Genomic DNA, 14750 nt, shown 5'->3' on the forward strand with positions numbered 1-14750 from the left:
GCCGTGCCCACCCGCAGGCGCCGGTGAGGCTCGCCGAACTGGCCGGGCGGCGGATCGGGGTCTGGGGGCACGGGCGTGAGGGGCGCGCCGCGGTCCGGGCCGCCGTGAGCGCCGGCGCGGCGGGGATCGTCGTCGTCGACGCGGTCCCACCGGATCCGGCGCAGCTGCCGCCGGGAACCGAGGTGGGCACGGACGTCGGCGCGCTGGCCCGCTGCGACGTCGTCGTCCGCTCGCCGGGCATCAGCCCCTACCGCGAGGACGCGCAGGCGCTGGCCGCCCGCACCACCCTCACCTCGGGCACCGGGCTGGCGCTGGCCGAGTTCGGCGCCCGGGCGGTGCCGACCCTCTGCGTCACCGGCACCAAGGGCAAGAGCACCACCAGCGCCCTGGCCGCGACCGTGCTGGAGGCGGCCGGCCGGCCGGCGGTGCACGCGGGCAACATCGGCACGCCGCTGCTCGACGTCCTCCTGGACGGCGCGGTCGGCGAGGGGACGTCGCTGGTCGTCGAGGTCTCCAGCTACCAGGCCGCGGCCGTCGACGACTTCACCGGCTGGGGCGCGATCACCTCCCTGGCCCCCGAGCACCTCGACTGGCACGGCGGGGTGGAGGCCTACTACCGCGACAAGCTGCACGTCTTCGCCGGCTGCGCGCCCGGGACGGTGGTCGCCGGCGCCCAGCCCCGCCCGATCGCCGAGCGGTACCTGGACCCGGCGCTGCTGGTCGACCCGGGCGACGTCGTCCCCCCGGCGCAGCTGGAGGGTTTCCGCCCCGAGCACCTGCCGGGCGGGCACAACGTCGCCAACGTGCACGTCGCGCTCGCCGCCTGCGTCCGGATGGGCGTGGACCTCGACGCCGCCGGGGACGCCGTGCGCGCCGCGGTCGCCGGCTTCCGGGCGCTGCCGCACCGGCTGTCCCCGGTCGCCATGCTGGACGGCGTCACGTTCGTCGACGACACGCTGAGCACCACGCCCGTGTCGGTGCTCGCCGCGCTCGACGCCTTCGCCGACCGGCCGGTCACGCTGGTCGCCGGCGGCCAGGACCGCGGCCTGGACTACACCGACCTGGCCCGCGCCGTCGTCGCCCGGGCCGGCGGGGTGCGGGTGGTGACCGTGCCCGACACCGGCGCCCGGCTGGCCGCCGACGTCCGGGCCGCGGCCGCCGACCAGGGAGTGGCGCCCCCCGTGACCGAGACGGCCGGCCTCGCCGAGGCCGTCGCCGAGGCGGTGCGGACGACGCCCGCCGGCGGCGTGGTGCTGCTGTCGCCGGGCGCGCCCAGCTACAACCGCTACCGCAACTACGAGGAGTTGGCGCGGACCTATGAGCACATCCTCCGGGACGCCGGTGCCCAGCGTGTCTGACGACGTCTTCGTCGTCGCGGAGCGCTCGCTGGACCTCACCACCGGCGAGGCCGCGTTCACCTACCGGCTGGGCGAGGACGAGTTCACCGAGCGGCTGGTCGTGGACACCGAGCGGGTGGCCGAGGTCGACCTGGCCCGGCTGGACGCCGCGCTGGACCTCGTCCACCTGGTCATGGGCACCAGCTACTACAAGCTGCGCGCGCCCGGCCGGGTGCGGGTGACCCGGCCGCTGACCGCCGCCCAGCTCGCCGTCGCCGAGGCCGCCTACACGCACGGCCTCGGCGAGTTCGCCGCGGTGAACCGGCTGCCGGTGCCGCACGCGGTGGAGTTCGACGTCCAGCTGCGGCCGGCCGACGCGCCGCCCGCGGACGCCGCCGGTGCGGGCGCGCTGCTCCCGGTGGGCGGCGGCAAGGACTCCGCGCTGGCGCTCGTGGTGGTCTCCCCGGCGACCGCGCTGGCGATCAACCCGACCGGCGCGCAGCGCGACGTCACCGCCGCTGCCGGGGTGCCGCTGATCGGCGTCCGCCGGCGGCTGGACCCGCTGCTGGCCGAGCGGACGGCGGCCGGTGGGCTCAACGGCCACGTGCCGGTGACCGCGATCAACTCGGCGATCTCCACCCTGGTCGCGGTGCTGTGCGACTTCGGGCCGGTCGTCTTCGCCAACGAGCGCTCCGCCGACGAGGAGACCCTCGAGATCGACGGCGCCGGGGTGAACCACCAGTACTCGAAGTCCTACGAGTTCGAGCGGCTGTTCGCCGCGGCAGCCGCGGAGCTGGGCGTCGGCTACTTCAGCCTCACCCGGCAGCTGTCGGAGCTGGCCACGGTCGCCGCGGTCGCCGCGCTGCCCGGGCTGCGCGACGAGATCCTGAGCTGCAACCGCTCGTACACGCAGAAGCACATGGGTGGCGAGGCGACCCAGCGCTGGTGCCTGCACTGCGACAAGTGCCTGTTCACCTTCCTGTGCTTCGCGGTCTTCCTCACCCCCGACGAGGCGGTCGCGATGTTCGGCGGCAACCCGCTGGCCGACCTCACCCTCGTCGACGGGTTCCGCGTCCTGTGGGCCACCGAGAAGCCGTTCGACTGCGTGGGCGAGCGGGCCGAGAGCGCCGCGGCCATGGCGCACCTCGCGGGCAGCACGGCCTGGGGCGGGTTCCCCGTGGTGCAGGCGCTGGGGGAGGAGGCGACGTCCTTCGCCGCGGTCACCGGCGCGACGGTCGCCGGCTTCCTCGAGCCGCACGGGCCGCACGCCGTCCCGGCGGCGTACCTGGACTCGCTGCGGCGGGTGCTGGCGGAGGCCCGCCCGCCGGTCACGTGACCGAGCCCGCGAGGTCACGCAATGGACAGGTGAGCGACCGCCTGGCCGCCATCGAGCGGGCCGTGCTGCGCCCCGGTGCCCGCGACGTCGCCGGCCTGGGTGCCGCCGTCCGCGGGCAGCTCGGCCGGCTCGCCGAGGGCCTGGCCGCGGCCGGGGCCGCCGGGAGCCGCGTGGGGCTGGTCACCGGCGTGCACATCGCGTGGGCGCCGGCGCCGGCGGCGGAGACCGACGGCCCGGTCGGCACCGCGGTGCTGGCCGCGGCGCTCGCCCGGATCGGCGCCGAACCCGTCGTGGTCACCGACGAACCCTGCGCCGACGTCACCGCCGCCTGCCTGGACGTCCTGGGCGCCGGCCGGCTCACCGTCGTCCCACCGGCGGACGACGAGGCCGCCGTCGTCGCCCGCGTCGAGGCGCTGGCGCCGTCGCACCTGGTCGCGGTGGAGCGGCTGGGACCCAACGCCGAGGGGCGGGTCATGACGATGCGGGCGGTGGACATCACGGCGTCCACCGCGCCGCTGCACGCGGCGTTCGCCCTGCCGGGCCTGGTCACCGGCGCGGTCGGCGACGGCGGCAACGAGATCGGCATGGGCAACGTGCCGGCCGCGGTGGTCGCCGCCGAGATCGCGCAGGGCGAGCGGATCGCCTGCCGGGTGCCGGTGGGCGCGCTGGTGACCGCCGGGACGTCGAACTGGGGGTGCTCGGCGCTCGTGGCGGCGCTCGCCGTCCTGGTGCCCGGGCACGGCGCGGCGCTGCGGGCGCTGCTGGACCCCGCCGTCGACGGGGCCGTGCTGGACGCCGCCACCGCCGCCGGCGCGATCGACGGCGTCACCGGGGTCGCGGGGGCGACCGTGGACGGCATCCCGGTGCCCGCCTACGCCGACCTGCTGGCCGAACTCAGGGATCTCGCGCGGGCTTAGGCTCGCAGGCGTGGCCGACTCGCACCGCACGGAGCTCGCCGCCCCGCTCGCCGAGCGCCTGCGGGCGCGGGGTCTCCGGCTGACCACCCAGCGCCAGCGGGTGCTGGCCGCGGTCGCCTCCCTCGAGCACGCCACCCCCGAGGCGATCAGCGCCCGGCTGCGCGAGGAGGCCGGCCCCGACGGCGCCGCGCCCGACACCTCGACGGTGTACCGCGCCCTCGAGCTGCTCGAGCGGCTCGGCCTGGTCTGGCACACCCACCTCGGCAAGGGCGCGCCGGTCTACCACGCCGCCGAGCACCCGCACCTGCACGTCGTGTGCCAGGGCTGCGGGGAGATCTCCTCGGCCGACCCGGCGCTGCTCGACACGGCCGCGGAACGTCTGGCCGCCGACCTGGGTTTCCAGCTGGACGTGGGGCACGTCGCGCTGTCGGGGACGTGCCGCACCTGTCGTGCACGCGCTGGAACGGAGACCTCATGAGCACCTCACCCCTCCTCTCGCGCCCCGGCGCCGTCGCCGTGGAGGACGGGTCGGTCGCCGCCCACTACGGCGACCCCCTGCGTGAGCAGCGGGCACTTGCCGAGGGCGCGGGTCTCGTCGACCGCAGCGACCGCGACGTCCTGGCCGTGCCCGGCGCCGACCGCCTGACCTGGCTGCACAGCCTCACCACCCAGCACCTCGACCGGCTGGCCGACGGCACCGGCGCCGAGGCGCTGCTGCTCTCGCCGAACGGGCACGTCGAGCACCACCTCGTCCTCGCCGACCTCGCCGGCACCACCTGGGCCGACGTCGAGCCGGGGTCGGGTGCGGCGCTGCACACCTTCCTCGACCGGATGCGCTTCCTGCTCCGCGTGGAACCGGCCCTGGTCACCGCCGAGTGGGCGCTGCTGTCGCTGGTCGGCCCGCGGGGGTCCGAGGTGCTCGCCGCGGCCGGGCTGCCCGTGCCGGCCGCCCCGTACGCCGTCCTCCCCGTCGACGGCGGCGGCTGGGTGCGCCGCATGCCCGCCGTCGGGGACGGCGCCGACGTCGTCGACCTGCTGGTGCCGCGGTCGGAGCTGGGCGCGCGGGCCGACGCGCTGCTCGCGGCCGGGGCGACACCCGCCGGGCTGGACGCCTACGAGGCGCTGCGGGTCGAGGCGCGCCGCCCGCGGTTCGGTGTCGACACCGACCACCGCACGATCCCGAACGAGACCGGCTGGCTGACCAGCGCCGTCCACCTGGACAAGGGCTGCTACCGCGGACAGGAGACCGTGGCGCGGGTGCACAACCTCGGCCGCCCGCCGCGGCGCCTGGTGCTGCTGCACCTCGACGGGCTCAGCGAGGAGCTGCCCGCCCCGGGGACGCCGGTCCAGAGCGGCACCCGCGAGGTGGGCCGGGTGGGCACCGTGGTCCGGCACCACGAGCTCGGGGTCGTCGCCCTGGCGCTGGTCAAGCAGTCGGTGAAGGCGGACGCCGAGCTGAGCGTGGGCGGCGCGCGGGCGGCCGTCGACCCCGACGACGCGCCGGCGGAGCTGGACGACACTCGCGCCGCCGCCCGCGACCGGGTGCGAGCCGTGCGGTCTGCGACGATCGGCCGGTGAGTCCGAGCACGCTGATCACGGTCGCCCCGACGGGGGCGGAGTCGGCGAAGGCCGACGTCCCGGCGCTGCCGGTGACCGTCGAGGAGGTCGTGGCCACCGCGCGGGACTGCCAGGCGCTCGGCGCCTCCGTCGTCCACCTCCACGTCCGCGACGCCGAGACCCGGCCGACGCTGGACCTCGGCCGGCTCCGCGAGGTGGTCGCCGCCGTCCGGGAGGCCACCGACCTGGTGGTGCAGCTGTCCACCGGCGGGGCGGTGACCGACCCGTTCGACGCGCGCCTCGCCGTCCTCGACGCCGGGCCCGACGCCGCCTCGCTGTCGCTGGGCACGGTGAACTTCGGCCGCGACGTCTTCAGCAACCCCTGGGACCTCATCGTCGAGCTGCACACCCGCATGCAGCAGCAGGGCGTCGTGCCCGAGTACGAGGTCTTCGACCTCGGCCACCTCGCCACCCTGGCCCGGCTGCTGGACCGGTACGGCCCGCCGCACGGCGGGCACGTGCACGTCGACCTGGTCATGGGCGTGCCCGGCGGGATGCCGGGGACGACGCAGGCGCTCGCGGCCTGCCTGCCGCACCTGCCGCCGGGGGCGACGTTCGCCGCCACCGGCGTGGGCCGCACCTCGCTGCCGGTGATGCTGGCCGCGCTCTCGGCCGGGGGTCACCTGCGGGTCGGCATGGAGGACACCCTGACCTACGCGCCCGGTGAGCCGGTGCGCGACAACGCCCAGCTGGTGGCGCGCGCGGCCGGGCTCGCCCGGATCGCCCAGCGTCCGCCGATGAGTACGGGGGACGCCCGCGCGTTCCTCGCCATCGACCCGCCCACCCCCACCCGCACCACCGTGGAGGCTGTCCCGTGACCCCCGAACCCACGCCCGCCGGCGGCGCCGCCGTCGACGCCCTGCTCGACCCGGGCTTCCTGGAGGCCGCCGTGCAGCGGCCGATGGCCGACGTCCGCAGGCTGCGCCGCCAGGCCGAGCAGGAGGAGGTCAACCTCTCCTACACCCGCCGGCTGCTGCAGGGTCGGCTGGACATCGTGCGCCGGGAGCTGCAGCGCCGCGCCGAGCACGACGGCCGGTCGCTGGTCGACCTGCTGCCGGAGATCCTCGCCGAGAAGGGCCGCGGCCCCGCGCACGGTCTGGGCCGGCACCAGACCGTGCAGCCGGCCGCGCCGGAGGAGTACGAGTCCTGGGTCAACGGCCTCACCCGCGGCATCGACCTGTCGGCGGTGCCGGAGCTCGGCGACGGCGACCTGGAGCAGGCCGCCCGCTCGCTGGCCGCCGCGGAGAGCTCGCTGTCCGAGCGCCGCCGTGGCGTGCAGAAGGTCATGGACGGGCTGGCCGCGGAACTCGGCCGGCGCTACCAGAACGGCGAGGCCGACGTCGCCGCGCTGCTGGCCGACGAGGGCCGCCACTGATGGAGGACCCCCTCCTCCCCACCTCTCGCTCCGCTGGATGCGGGACCCGGGAGGGGGCCGCTCCGGTCGTGACACAGCCCGGCTCCGCGCCGCTGACGCCGGCCGTCTGGCCGGAGAACCCGGTGCTGGTCGAGGTGTGGCGGTCGGGGTTCCTGGAGTCGGTGCACCGCGGGGCGGCGGTCGTCGTCGGCGCCGACGGCGAGGTGCTGTGGGCGGCCGGGGACGTCGACCGGCCGATCCTGCCGCGCTCGGCGAACAAGCCGGTGCAGGCCACCGCGATGCTGGCCGCGGGCTGGGCGCCCCGGTCGGAGGAGGAGCTCGCCATCGGCGCCGGCTCGCACTCCGGGGAGGACGCGCACCGCGAGCTCGCCGCGGCGGTGCTGGCCGCCGCCGGGCTGGGCCCCGACGACCTCGGCTGCCCGCCGGCGCTCCCGCAGCACGAGCCCACCCGCGCCGGATGGCTGGCGAGCGGGCGGGCGCCGGAACGCCTGGCGATGAACTGCTCCGGCAAGCACGCGGCGATGCTCGCCGCCTGCGTGGCGGCCGGCTGGCCGACCGAGGGGTACCTCGACCGCGAGCACCCCCTGCAGCAGGCGATCGAGGCGCGGCTGGGCGCGGCCGCCGGGACCCCGGTGACCGCGGTCGTGGTCGACGGGTGCGGGGCGCCCCAGCACGCGCTGCCCCTCACCGGCCTGGCCCGGGGGGTGTCGTCGCTGGTCGAGGCGTCGCCGGGCAGCCGCGAGCGTGCCGTGGCCGACGCCATGCGGGCGCACCCGTGGTTCGTGGCGGGCACCGGGCGGGAGGACACCGATCTCATGCGCGCCGTCGACGGCCTGCTGGTCAAGGGCGGGGCGGACGGCGTGCACGTGGCCGCGCTGCCCGGGCGCGGAGCGGTGGCGCTGAAGCTGGACGACGGCGGCGAGCGGGGCCGCACGCCCGCCCTGTGCGCGGGCCTGCGGCGGCTCGGCGTCCCTGCGGAGCTGCTGGCCCCGTGGTCGCTGGTGCCCGTGTCCGGTGGGGACGACGTGGTCGGTGAGGTGCGCTCGGCCACGGTGGCGGAGGGTTGAGCCGAACCGCCGGGGTGTGAGGCGGCTCACGTCCGGGTGCTAGCTCCACCGCTTGCAGGAGCTAGCACCCGCGGTTAGCGTCGGAGGCGTGCAGAAGCCCGGCGAGTTCGTCCGCGAGCAGGTGACCACCGTCCGCGAGAAGGTGGACCAGCTCGCAGGCAGCGTCGCGGAGACGGTGGCCGCCGAGCGGTCCAAGGTCTCGGCGACCAGCTCGCAGGTGGGTGACTACATCCGGGAGCAGCGCAACGCCGCGCGGGTGTCCCTGCGAGAGCTCGCCCGCAGCGCCGGGGTGAGCAACCCGTACCTGTCCCAGGTCGAGCGGGGCCTGCGCAAGCCGTCGGCGGAGATCCTCGCGGCCATCGCCAAGGGCCTGCAGATCTCGGCCGAGACGCTCTACGAGCAGGCCGGGATCCTCGACCGGCGGGCCGGCAACCCCGACACCGTGGCGGCGATCCGCAACGACGAGTCGCTCTCCGAGCGGCACAAGGCGGTCCTGCTCGAGCTCTACGAGACCTACGTCCGCGAGCACGCCGCGACCGCACCCGCTGCACCGACCACAGCTCCGCGCCCCACCCCCGTCCCGAGTTCCTCCAAGGAGTCCGCATGAGCACCGCCGAGACCCTCAAGAAGGTCGGCGAGACCGTCGCCGTCCAGAACAAGACCGTCCTGCTGGCCGCCGTCGGCGCCGGTGACCTCGCCGTCGAGCGCGCCCGCGCCGTCGTCGGCACGCTGCGCTCGCGCGCCGAGGCCCTGCCCGGCGAGGCCCAGGTCCAGGCCGACCTGGCGGCCAAGGAGGCCCGCGCCCGCGTCGAGGAGGCCGCCGGCCGCGCCCGCAGCGCCGCCCAGTCCGCCCGCACCTCGGCCCAGCACGTGGCCGCCGCCGTCCGCCCGGAGTCGGTCAAGACCACGGTGACCGGCCTGGTCAGCACCGCCCGCACCCAGACCGTCGCCACCCTCGAGACCCTCGCCGTCCGCGGCGGCGAGGTCGTCGAGGAGCTGCGCCGTCAGCCGGCCTTCCGCAAGGTCGTCTTCCGCGCCGAGCGGGCCGTGGACGCCGTCGAGGACCGCCTCGAGGAGGTCCTCGAGGAGACCGCCGAGACCGTCGCCGAGGCCTCCAACGAGGTCACCTCCGTGGCGCAGAAGGCCGCGGCGAAGACCGCCAAGGTCGTCGACGCCGCCGAGGAGAAGACGGCGCAGGCCGCCGACAGCGCCAAGGCCACCATCGCCGAGGCCGACGCCCCCAAGGCTCCGGCCAAGAAGAGCTCGGCCGCACGCAAGAGCACCCCGGCCAAGGCCTCCGCGCGGGTCTCCCGCGCTCGCACCGCCAAGCCGGCCGACCCGACCGCCGTGCCGGCCAAGAGCGACGCCTGACACACCGCACCACCGTCCAGGGCCCCGGAGCGCACCGCGCTCCGGGGCCCTGTGCCGTCCCGTGACCGGTGGTCGCCGGCCCCCCTGATGGGGTGGCGGCGTGCCTGAGAACACCGCGAGTGCCCCGGACGGCGGCCCTGCGGCGGGTACCCTCCGGACATGCTGTCCTTCGACGGGGTCATCTACCTGGGGCTGTACTACGGAGCCCTGGCGCTGACCGCGTACGCGCTCGTCGACGCGCTGATCCGGCCGGCCGCTGGCTACGTCGCCGCTGGCAAGCTGACGAAGCCCGCCTGGGCCGCGATCACCGGCCTCGCCGTCCTCGTCGTGTTCTGGCAGGGCCCGATGAGCTTCCTCGGGCTGCCGGCCATCATCGCGGCGATCGTCTACCTGGTCGACGTCCGGCCCGCGGTGCGCGGGCTGCGCCGGGGCGGCAGCAGCTGGTGACCGTCAGCCCCGGTCCGCGGGCATGACGATCCACAGCACCAGGTAGGCGATGAACTGCGGGCCGGGCAGGATGCACGACAGCACGAACGCCAGGCGCAGCCCGGTGGTCGACAGTCCGTAGCGCCGGGCGATCCCCGAGCAGACACCGGCGATCACCTTGTGCTGGGTGTCGCGGCGGAGCGGTGGGCGGACGGGCGAGGTCATGCGCCCGACCCTACGGTTCGAGCGTGCTCCTGCGGGCGGTCCTCGGCGACATCACGCAGGCCGACGTCGACGTCGTCGTCAACGCGGCCAATCCCGGTCTGCTCGGCGGGGGTGGGGTGGACGGCGCGATCCACGCGGCGGGCGGTCCGGACGTCCTCGCGGAGTGCCGGGCCCTGAAGGCCGGCCTGCCCGGCGGCCGGCTGCCCCGCGGCTCCGCCGTGGCGACGACGGCCGGCCGGCTGCCCGCCCGCTGGGTGGTGCACACCGCCGGGCCGATCTGGTCGGCCACCCGGGACCTGTCGGCGGTCCTGCGCTCCTGCTACACCGAGAGCCTGCGGGTCGCCGACGGCCTGGGCGCGCGCTCGGTGGCCTTCCCCGCGATCTCGGCCGGCGTCTACGGCTGGCCGCTGGAGGACGCCGCCGTCCAGGCGGTCGCCGGGGTGCGTGCCGCCGAGGTGGAGCACGTGCAGGAGGTGCGCTTCGTGCTGTTCGGCGACGCCGCGCTGGCGGCGTTCGAGGCCGCGCTCAGCGGCTGAAGACGCCCTCCGGGGGCTCGGGCGAGGCGACGGCGTCGGCGTCGTGCACCGGCTGGACCTTCCCGGCGAACCGGTCGAGGTCGGCGCCCTCCACCACCCGGCTGGGCATGGGGTCCCCGGCGCAGCGGCGCACCAGGGCCGCGATCGGCAGCTCGGCGTCCGAGGCGACCGCCACGAGGTTGCCGAAGCGGCGGCCGCGCAGCGTGCCGGGCTCGGCCAGCAGGCACACGTGCGCGAACACCGCGCGCAGCGTGGCGGTCTGGGCGCGGGCGAAGCGCAGCGGCGGCCCGTCGGCGACGTTGGCCGCGTACACCCCGCCGGGGCGCAGCACCCGCCGCGCCTGCTCGGCGTACTCGACGCTGGTCAGGTGCGCGGGCGTCCGGGCGCCGGCGAAGACGTCGCTGACCACCACGTCGGCGCTCCGGGCCGGCAGCGCCTCCAGGCCGGCGCGCGCGTCCGCGGCGCGGACCCGGATGCGTGCGCCGCGGGGGAGCGGGAGGTGGGCGCGCACCAGGTCGGTGAGCTGCTGGTCGATCTCCACGACCCGCTGCCGCGAGCCGGGGCGGGTGACCGCGACGTAGCGGGGGAGGGTCAGCGCCCCGCCGCCCAGGTGGACGACGTCGATCGGCGCCCCCTCCTCGCCGGCGAGGTCGAGCACGTGGCCCATGCGGCGGACGTACTCGAACTCCAGGTGCGACGGGTCCTCGAGGTCGACGTGCGACTGCGGCGTCCCGTCGACCATGAGCACCCAGGAGCCGTCGCGGTCGGCGTCGCCGAGCAGCTCGGCGGTGCCGCCGTCGACGGGCGTGGGGCCCGGGGGGACGACCTCCGGAACGGGACGACGGCTCATCGGCCGCGCAGCAGGGCCTCGGCGGCGGGCTCCCCGTCGACGGTGACGTCGGCCGGGCGGCCCCACAGCCGGCGGAGCAGGGAGGCGGCGGGCGCCTCCAGCCGGGCGTCGGCGGGGCCGTCGTCGTCGCGCACCTCGACGACGCCGTCGGTGAGGCGGACCAGCCACGTGCGGCCGGTGTCGGTGCTGTGCACGGCGACGCTCGCGGTGGCGGTGGCCAGCGGCTCGGTGTGCGCCCAGCGGGGGACGACGACCCGCAGCAGCTCGTCGACGCCGTCCTCGGCCAGGTCGGGGTCGACGGCGGTGAGCGGAACGCCGGCGGCGCCCTCGAGGTCCATCCGGTGGACCACGAGCTCGTGCGCCTGCCGGCGGGCCCAGGAGGCGGCGGTCTTCTCCGCGGCGGGGCTCATGTGCCAGCACGGGGAGTCCGGGGGCGTGTCGCGCAGGGCGTGCAGCAGGCCGGTCAGGCCGGCGGCGTACCAGTCGACCAGCCCGTCCTCCGGCGGGACCGGCGGCGGGGCGGGCCGGTCGGCGGTGCCGGCGCGCACGATCGCGGTGGCCCACCGGTGCACGGCGCCGAGGTGGCCGACGAGGTCGCGGACGGTCCAGGCGGGCACCCACGGCACCGGGGTGCTCCAGTCTGCCGCCGTGAGCCCGGCGTCGACCTCCTGCACCAGGACGCCGAACCGCTCGCCCTCCTCGACGACGGCCTCGATGCAGCGCTGTCGCAGGGGTTCACCGACCAGGGACGTCACGCTCCCATCGTGCCCGAGCCCGGCGAGACCGCCGATCTCGCGTGGTGGCGGGGGCGCATCGCCACGAGATCGCCGATCTCGCGTGGTGGGCCGGGCTCAGGTGGGGGCGACGGCCGACCAGCGCACGGTCACCTCGCCGTGCCGCCACCGCCGCGAGGAGCCGACGAACGGCCAGCCCTGGTCGGCCAGGGACTGGACGGCGGCGGTCCAGCGCTGGCGCGGGCCGAAGGTGGACAGCCCGGCGGCGGCGGCCCAGGCGGCGTCGAACGCGCGCAGGAACTCGTGCACCGGCTGGCCCGGCACGTTGTGGTGGATCAGCGCCTTGGGCAGCCGTTCGGCGAGGTCGGAGGGCTCGTCGAGGTCCGACACCCGCGCCGACAGCGTGAGGGTGAGCGGCCCGTCGGCGTCCAGGGCCACCCACGCCGCCCGCCGTCCCCACTCGTCGCAGGTGCCCTCCACGAGCAGCCCGCCCGGGCCGAGGGCGGCGCACATGGTCTCCCAGGCGCGGCCCGCGGACTCCTCGTCGTACTGGCGCAGCACGTTGAACGCCCGCACCAGCACCGGGTGCAGCCCGGCCAGCTCGAACCCGCCCACGCGGAAGTCCACCCGCGGCGGGTCGCGGTCGTCGGCGACGGCGGCCACCCGCGCGGGGTCGATCTCCAGGCCGACGACCTCCAGGCCGTGGACCTCCGGACCCAGCCGGTCGGCCATCTCCAGCGTGGTCACCGCCGAGGAGCCGTAGCCCAGGTCGACGACGAGCGGCCGGGCGGCGTCGCGCAGCCGGGGGACCTGGGTGGCCAGCAGCCAGCGGTCGATGCGGCGCAGCCGGTTGGCGTTCGTGGTGCCCCGCGTCGGCAGGCCCAGTGCCCGCGCGCGGCCCGCCGCCAGGCGGGGGTTGGCCTTCTTCGGGGTGAGGACGGCCCGGCGCTTGTGGTCCCCGCCTCCCGCCTCGCTCACCGGTCCAGAGCGTAGACCCGGTTAGCGTGGAGCCGTGCACGTCCGACGGAACGCCCCCCTCGCGGAGCTGACGACGCTGGCGGTGGGAGGTCCCGCCGAGCGGCTCCTCGAGGTCACCGACGCCGGTGAGCTGGTCGCCGCCGTCCGCGACGCCGACGAGGCCGGCCGGCCGCTGCTGGTGCTCGGCGGCGGCTCCAACCTGATCGCCCCCGACGACGGCTGGCCCGGGGACGTCGTCGCCGTCCGCAGCCGCGGGGTGCAGCGCAGCGGCGGGCAGCTGGTGGTCCAGGCCGGCGAGCCGTGGGACGACCTCGTCGCCGCCACCGTCGAGCAGGGCCTGGCCGGCATGGAGGCGATGTCGGGCATCCCCGGCTCGACCGGCGCCACCCCGGTGCAGAACGTCGGCGCCTACGGCCAGGAGGTGGCGCAGGTCCTCACCTCGGTGCGGGTGTACGACCGGGCGGAGAAGGCCGAGCGGGTGCTCACCCCGGCCGAGTGCGGGTTCGGCTACCGCGACAGCCGGCTCAAGCGCGAGCCCGGCCGGTTCGTCGTCCTGGAGGTCGGCTTCGCGCTGGAGCCCGGGGCGCTGTCCCGGCCGGTCGGCTACGCCGAGCTGGCCCGCCGGCTGGGCGTCGAGCTCGGGGAGCGGGCGCCGCTGGCCGACGTCCGCGCCGCGGTGCTGGAGCTGCGCCGCGGCAAGGGCATGGTCTGGGACCCGGCCGACCCCGACAGCCGCAGCGCCGGCTCCTTCTTCACCAACCCGATCGTGCCCGCCGCGCAGTCGGTCGAGGGCTGCCCGAGCTGGCCGGCCGGCGACGGGCGGGTCAAGCTCAGCGCCGCCTGGCTGGTGCAGCACGCCGGGTTCGGCCGCGGCACCCGCGAGGGCCGCGTCGGGACGTCGTCCCGCCACAGCCTGGCCCTGACGACGGCCGACGGCGCCACCGCGGCCGAGCTGCTGGCCTTCGCCGACAAGGTGGTGACCACCGTGCGGGAGCGCTTCGGCGTCACCCTGGAGCGCGAGCCGACCGCCGTCCGGCCCTGATGCCGGCCACGGACGCGCGGTTCCGAGTGGCGGTCCGGGAACCCTGCCGGGTGAGCAACTCCGGGGACCATGCGCTCTGAGCGGCCGGGCGACCCGCACCGTCCCCGGAGTTGCTGCAGTATCCGGCCGGGGGCGTCAGCTCAGGACTCGCGGTGCACCTTGTGCTGGGCGGCCTGGGCGCGGGGGCGGACGACGAGCAGGTCCACGTTGACGTGGTGCGGGCGGGTGAGGGTCCAGGCGATGCAGTCGGCGACGTCCTCGGCGACCAGCGGCGCGCGCACCCCGCGGTAGACCGCCTCCGCCTTCTCCTGGTCGCCCACCCGGTTGAGGGTGAACTCGTCGGTCTTCACCATCCCGGGTGCGATCTCGACCACACGCACCGGCTGGTCGAACAGCTCCAGCCGCAGGGTCTCGGCCAGGGTGTGCACCGCGTGCTTGGCCGCCGTGTACGACGCCCCGCCCTCGTAGCTGATCAGGCCCGCGGTGGAGCCGACGAACAGCAGGTCGCCCGCGCCGGAGGCGATGAGCGCGGGCAGCAGCGCCTTCGTCAGCCGGACGGTGCCCAGCACGTTGACCTCGTAGGTGCGGGCCCAGGAGTCCAGGTCGGCCTCGGCCACCGGGGCGGCGTCGAAGGCCCCACCTGCGTTGTTGACCAGCACGTCCACCCGGTCCAGCGCGCCGGTGAACTCCGCGACCGAGGCGGGGTCGGTGAGGTCCAGGGGCAGCGCCCGGGCGCCGATCTCCTCGGCCAGTGCGGTCAGCCGGTCCATGCGCCGGGCACCGAGGACGAGGTCGAACCCCTCCGCCGCGAGACGCCGCGCGGTGGCCGCGCCGATGCCGCTGGAGGCGCCGGTGACGACGGCGGTACGGCCCTGACCGGGCAGGACGGCGGGACCGGAGGGAGACTGGGGTGAGGGGCCGGGCATGAACCCCATCCTG

Annotated in this window: 18 protein-coding genes; 13 read left to right on the plus strand and 5 right to left on the minus strand. The window is 76.7% G+C overall.

What is annotated here, in order from left to right:
* Nucleotides 1-23: 23 nt before the first annotated feature.
* The 11 genes from murD to ACI784_RS00280 all read left to right on the plus strand — a co-directional run bounded on the left by murD (nt 24) and on the right by ACI784_RS00280 (nt 9467).
* Nucleotides 24-1358, plus strand: a complete 1335-nt coding sequence (murD, locus tag ACI784_RS00230) for a UDP-N-acetylmuramoyl-L-alanine--D-glutamate ligase (RefSeq protein WP_457012202.1) — start codon at nt 24-26, stop codon at nt 1356-1358.
* The gene (locus ACI784_RS00235; RefSeq protein WP_457012203.1) at nt 1351-2673 is read left to right on the plus strand and encodes a hypothetical protein; all 1323 of its coding nucleotides are present in this window, start codon (nt 1351-1353) and stop codon (nt 2671-2673) included. Before murD ends, ACI784_RS00235 begins: the two co-directional genes overlap by 8 nt.
* A 29-nt stretch (nt 2674-2702) precedes the next feature.
* Entirely contained in the window at nt 2703-3590 is an 888-nt protein-coding gene (locus ACI784_RS00240) for a glutamate cyclase domain-containing protein (protein WP_456922504.1), read from the plus strand.
* Between the two features lie 10 nt (nt 3591-3600).
* A complete protein-coding gene (locus ACI784_RS00245) occupies nt 3601-4068 on the plus strand; it encodes a Fur family transcriptional regulator (RefSeq protein ID WP_456922505.1) in 468 nt (155 codons plus the stop codon).
* Nucleotides 4065-5168, plus strand: coding sequence for a CAF17-like 4Fe-4S cluster assembly/insertion protein YgfZ (gene ygfZ, locus ACI784_RS00250; RefSeq protein WP_456922506.1), 1104 nt, complete (start codon nt 4065-4067; stop codon nt 5166-5168). Before ACI784_RS00245 ends, ygfZ begins: the two co-directional genes overlap by 4 nt.
* Nucleotides 5165-6025: a 3-keto-5-aminohexanoate cleavage protein gene (locus ACI784_RS00255; RefSeq protein WP_456922507.1), complete on the plus strand. Its 861-nt coding sequence runs from the start codon at nt 5165-5167 to the stop codon at nt 6023-6025. Before ygfZ ends, ACI784_RS00255 begins: the two co-directional genes overlap by 4 nt.
* Nucleotides 6022-6582: an RsiG family protein gene (locus ACI784_RS00260; protein ID WP_456922508.1), complete on the plus strand. Its 561-nt coding sequence runs from the start codon at nt 6022-6024 to the stop codon at nt 6580-6582. The genes ACI784_RS00255 and ACI784_RS00260 overlap by 4 nt, the downstream gene beginning before the upstream one ends.
* A 68-nt stretch (nt 6583-6650) precedes the next feature.
* Nucleotides 6651-7649, plus strand: a complete 999-nt coding sequence (locus tag ACI784_RS00265) for an asparaginase (protein WP_457012204.1) — start codon at nt 6651-6653, stop codon at nt 7647-7649.
* A gap of 88 nt (nt 7650-7737) precedes the next feature.
* The gene (locus ACI784_RS00270) at nt 7738-8256 is read left to right on the plus strand and encodes a helix-turn-helix domain-containing protein (RefSeq protein ID WP_456922510.1); all 519 of its coding nucleotides are present in this window, start codon (nt 7738-7740) and stop codon (nt 8254-8256) included.
* Nucleotides 8253-9020 carry a hypothetical protein gene (locus tag ACI784_RS00275; RefSeq protein ID WP_456922511.1) on the plus strand — a complete coding sequence of 256 codons (768 nt, stop codon included), beginning with the start codon at nt 8253-8255 and terminating at the stop codon, nt 9018-9020. The genes ACI784_RS00270 and ACI784_RS00275 overlap by 4 nt, the downstream gene beginning before the upstream one ends.
* 159 nt (nt 9021-9179) lie before the next feature.
* Nucleotides 9180-9467 carry a DUF2516 family protein gene (locus tag ACI784_RS00280; protein ID WP_456925157.1) on the plus strand — a complete coding sequence of 96 codons (288 nt, stop codon included), beginning with the start codon at nt 9180-9182 and terminating at the stop codon, nt 9465-9467.
* A gap of 3 nt (nt 9468-9470) precedes the next feature.
* Here ACI784_RS00280 and ACI784_RS00285 read toward each other — a convergent pair whose 3' ends face one another.
* Nucleotides 9471-9671 (minus strand): PspC domain-containing protein, encoded by a 201-nt coding sequence (locus tag ACI784_RS00285; protein ID WP_456925158.1) that lies wholly within the window; start codon nt 9669-9671, stop codon nt 9471-9473.
* 23 nt (nt 9672-9694) lie between these two features.
* On the opposite strand from ACI784_RS00285, the gene ACI784_RS00290 reads away from it, so the two are divergent.
* Entirely contained in the window at nt 9695-10207 is a 513-nt protein-coding gene (locus tag ACI784_RS00290; protein WP_456925159.1) for an O-acetyl-ADP-ribose deacetylase, read from the plus strand.
* Here the strand turns inward: ACI784_RS00290 and ACI784_RS00295 are convergent.
* The 3 genes from ACI784_RS00295 to ACI784_RS00305 all read right to left on the minus strand — a co-directional run bounded on the left by ACI784_RS00295 (nt 10197) and on the right by ACI784_RS00305 (nt 12769).
* A complete protein-coding gene (locus tag ACI784_RS00295) occupies nt 10197-11057 on the minus strand; it encodes a spermidine synthase (RefSeq protein ID WP_457012205.1) in 861 nt (286 codons plus the stop codon). The genes ACI784_RS00290 and ACI784_RS00295 overlap by 11 nt on opposite strands.
* Nucleotides 11054-11812, minus strand: a complete 759-nt coding sequence (locus ACI784_RS00300) for a maleylpyruvate isomerase family mycothiol-dependent enzyme (RefSeq protein ID WP_456925161.1) — start codon at nt 11810-11812, stop codon at nt 11054-11056. The genes ACI784_RS00295 and ACI784_RS00300 overlap by 4 nt, the downstream gene beginning before the upstream one ends.
* Nucleotides 11813-11908: 96 nt before the next feature.
* Nucleotides 11909-12769 carry a class I SAM-dependent methyltransferase gene (locus tag ACI784_RS00305; protein WP_457012206.1) on the minus strand — a complete coding sequence of 287 codons (861 nt, stop codon included), beginning with the start codon at nt 12767-12769 and terminating at the stop codon, nt 11909-11911.
* A gap of 34 nt (nt 12770-12803) precedes the next feature.
* Between ACI784_RS00305 and ACI784_RS00310 the strand changes: the two genes are divergently transcribed.
* Entirely contained in the window at nt 12804-13811 is a 1008-nt protein-coding gene (locus ACI784_RS00310) for a UDP-N-acetylmuramate dehydrogenase (RefSeq protein ID WP_457012207.1), read from the plus strand.
* Between the two features lie 140 nt (nt 13812-13951).
* Here the strand turns inward: ACI784_RS00310 and ACI784_RS00315 are convergent, their stop codons facing one another.
* Nucleotides 13952-14737: an SDR family oxidoreductase gene (locus ACI784_RS00315; RefSeq protein ID WP_456925164.1), complete on the minus strand. Its 786-nt coding sequence runs from the start codon at nt 14735-14737 to the stop codon at nt 13952-13954.
* Between the last annotated feature and the right edge of the window lie 13 nt (nt 14738-14750).

The organism is Geodermatophilus sp. SYSU D01186 (assembly GCF_054050215.1).

Excerpts from the sequence above, each read along its gene's own strand:
- ygfZ (WP_456922506.1), top strand. The coding sequence starts at position 4,065 with ATGAGCACCTCACCCCTCCTCTCGCGCCCCGGCGCCGTCGCCGTGGAG.
- ACI784_RS00275 (WP_456922511.1), top strand. The coding sequence starts at position 8,253 with ATGAGCACCGCCGAGACCCTCAAGAAGGTCGGCGAGACCGTCGCCGTC.
- ACI784_RS00280 (WP_456925157.1), top strand. The coding sequence starts at position 9,180 with ATGCTGTCCTTCGACGGGGTCATCTACCTGGGGCTGTACTACGGAGCC.
- ACI784_RS00285 (WP_456925158.1), bottom strand. The coding sequence starts at position 9,671 with ATGACCTCGCCCGTCCGCCCACCGCTCCGCCGCGACACCCAGCACAAG.
- ACI784_RS00295 (WP_457012205.1), bottom strand. The coding sequence starts at position 11,057 with ATGAGCCGTCGTCCCGTTCCGGAGGTCGTCCCCCCGGGCCCCACGCCC.
- ACI784_RS00315 (WP_456925164.1), bottom strand. The coding sequence starts at position 14,737 with ATGCCCGGCCCCTCACCCCAGTCTCCCTCCGGTCCCGCCGTCCTGCCC.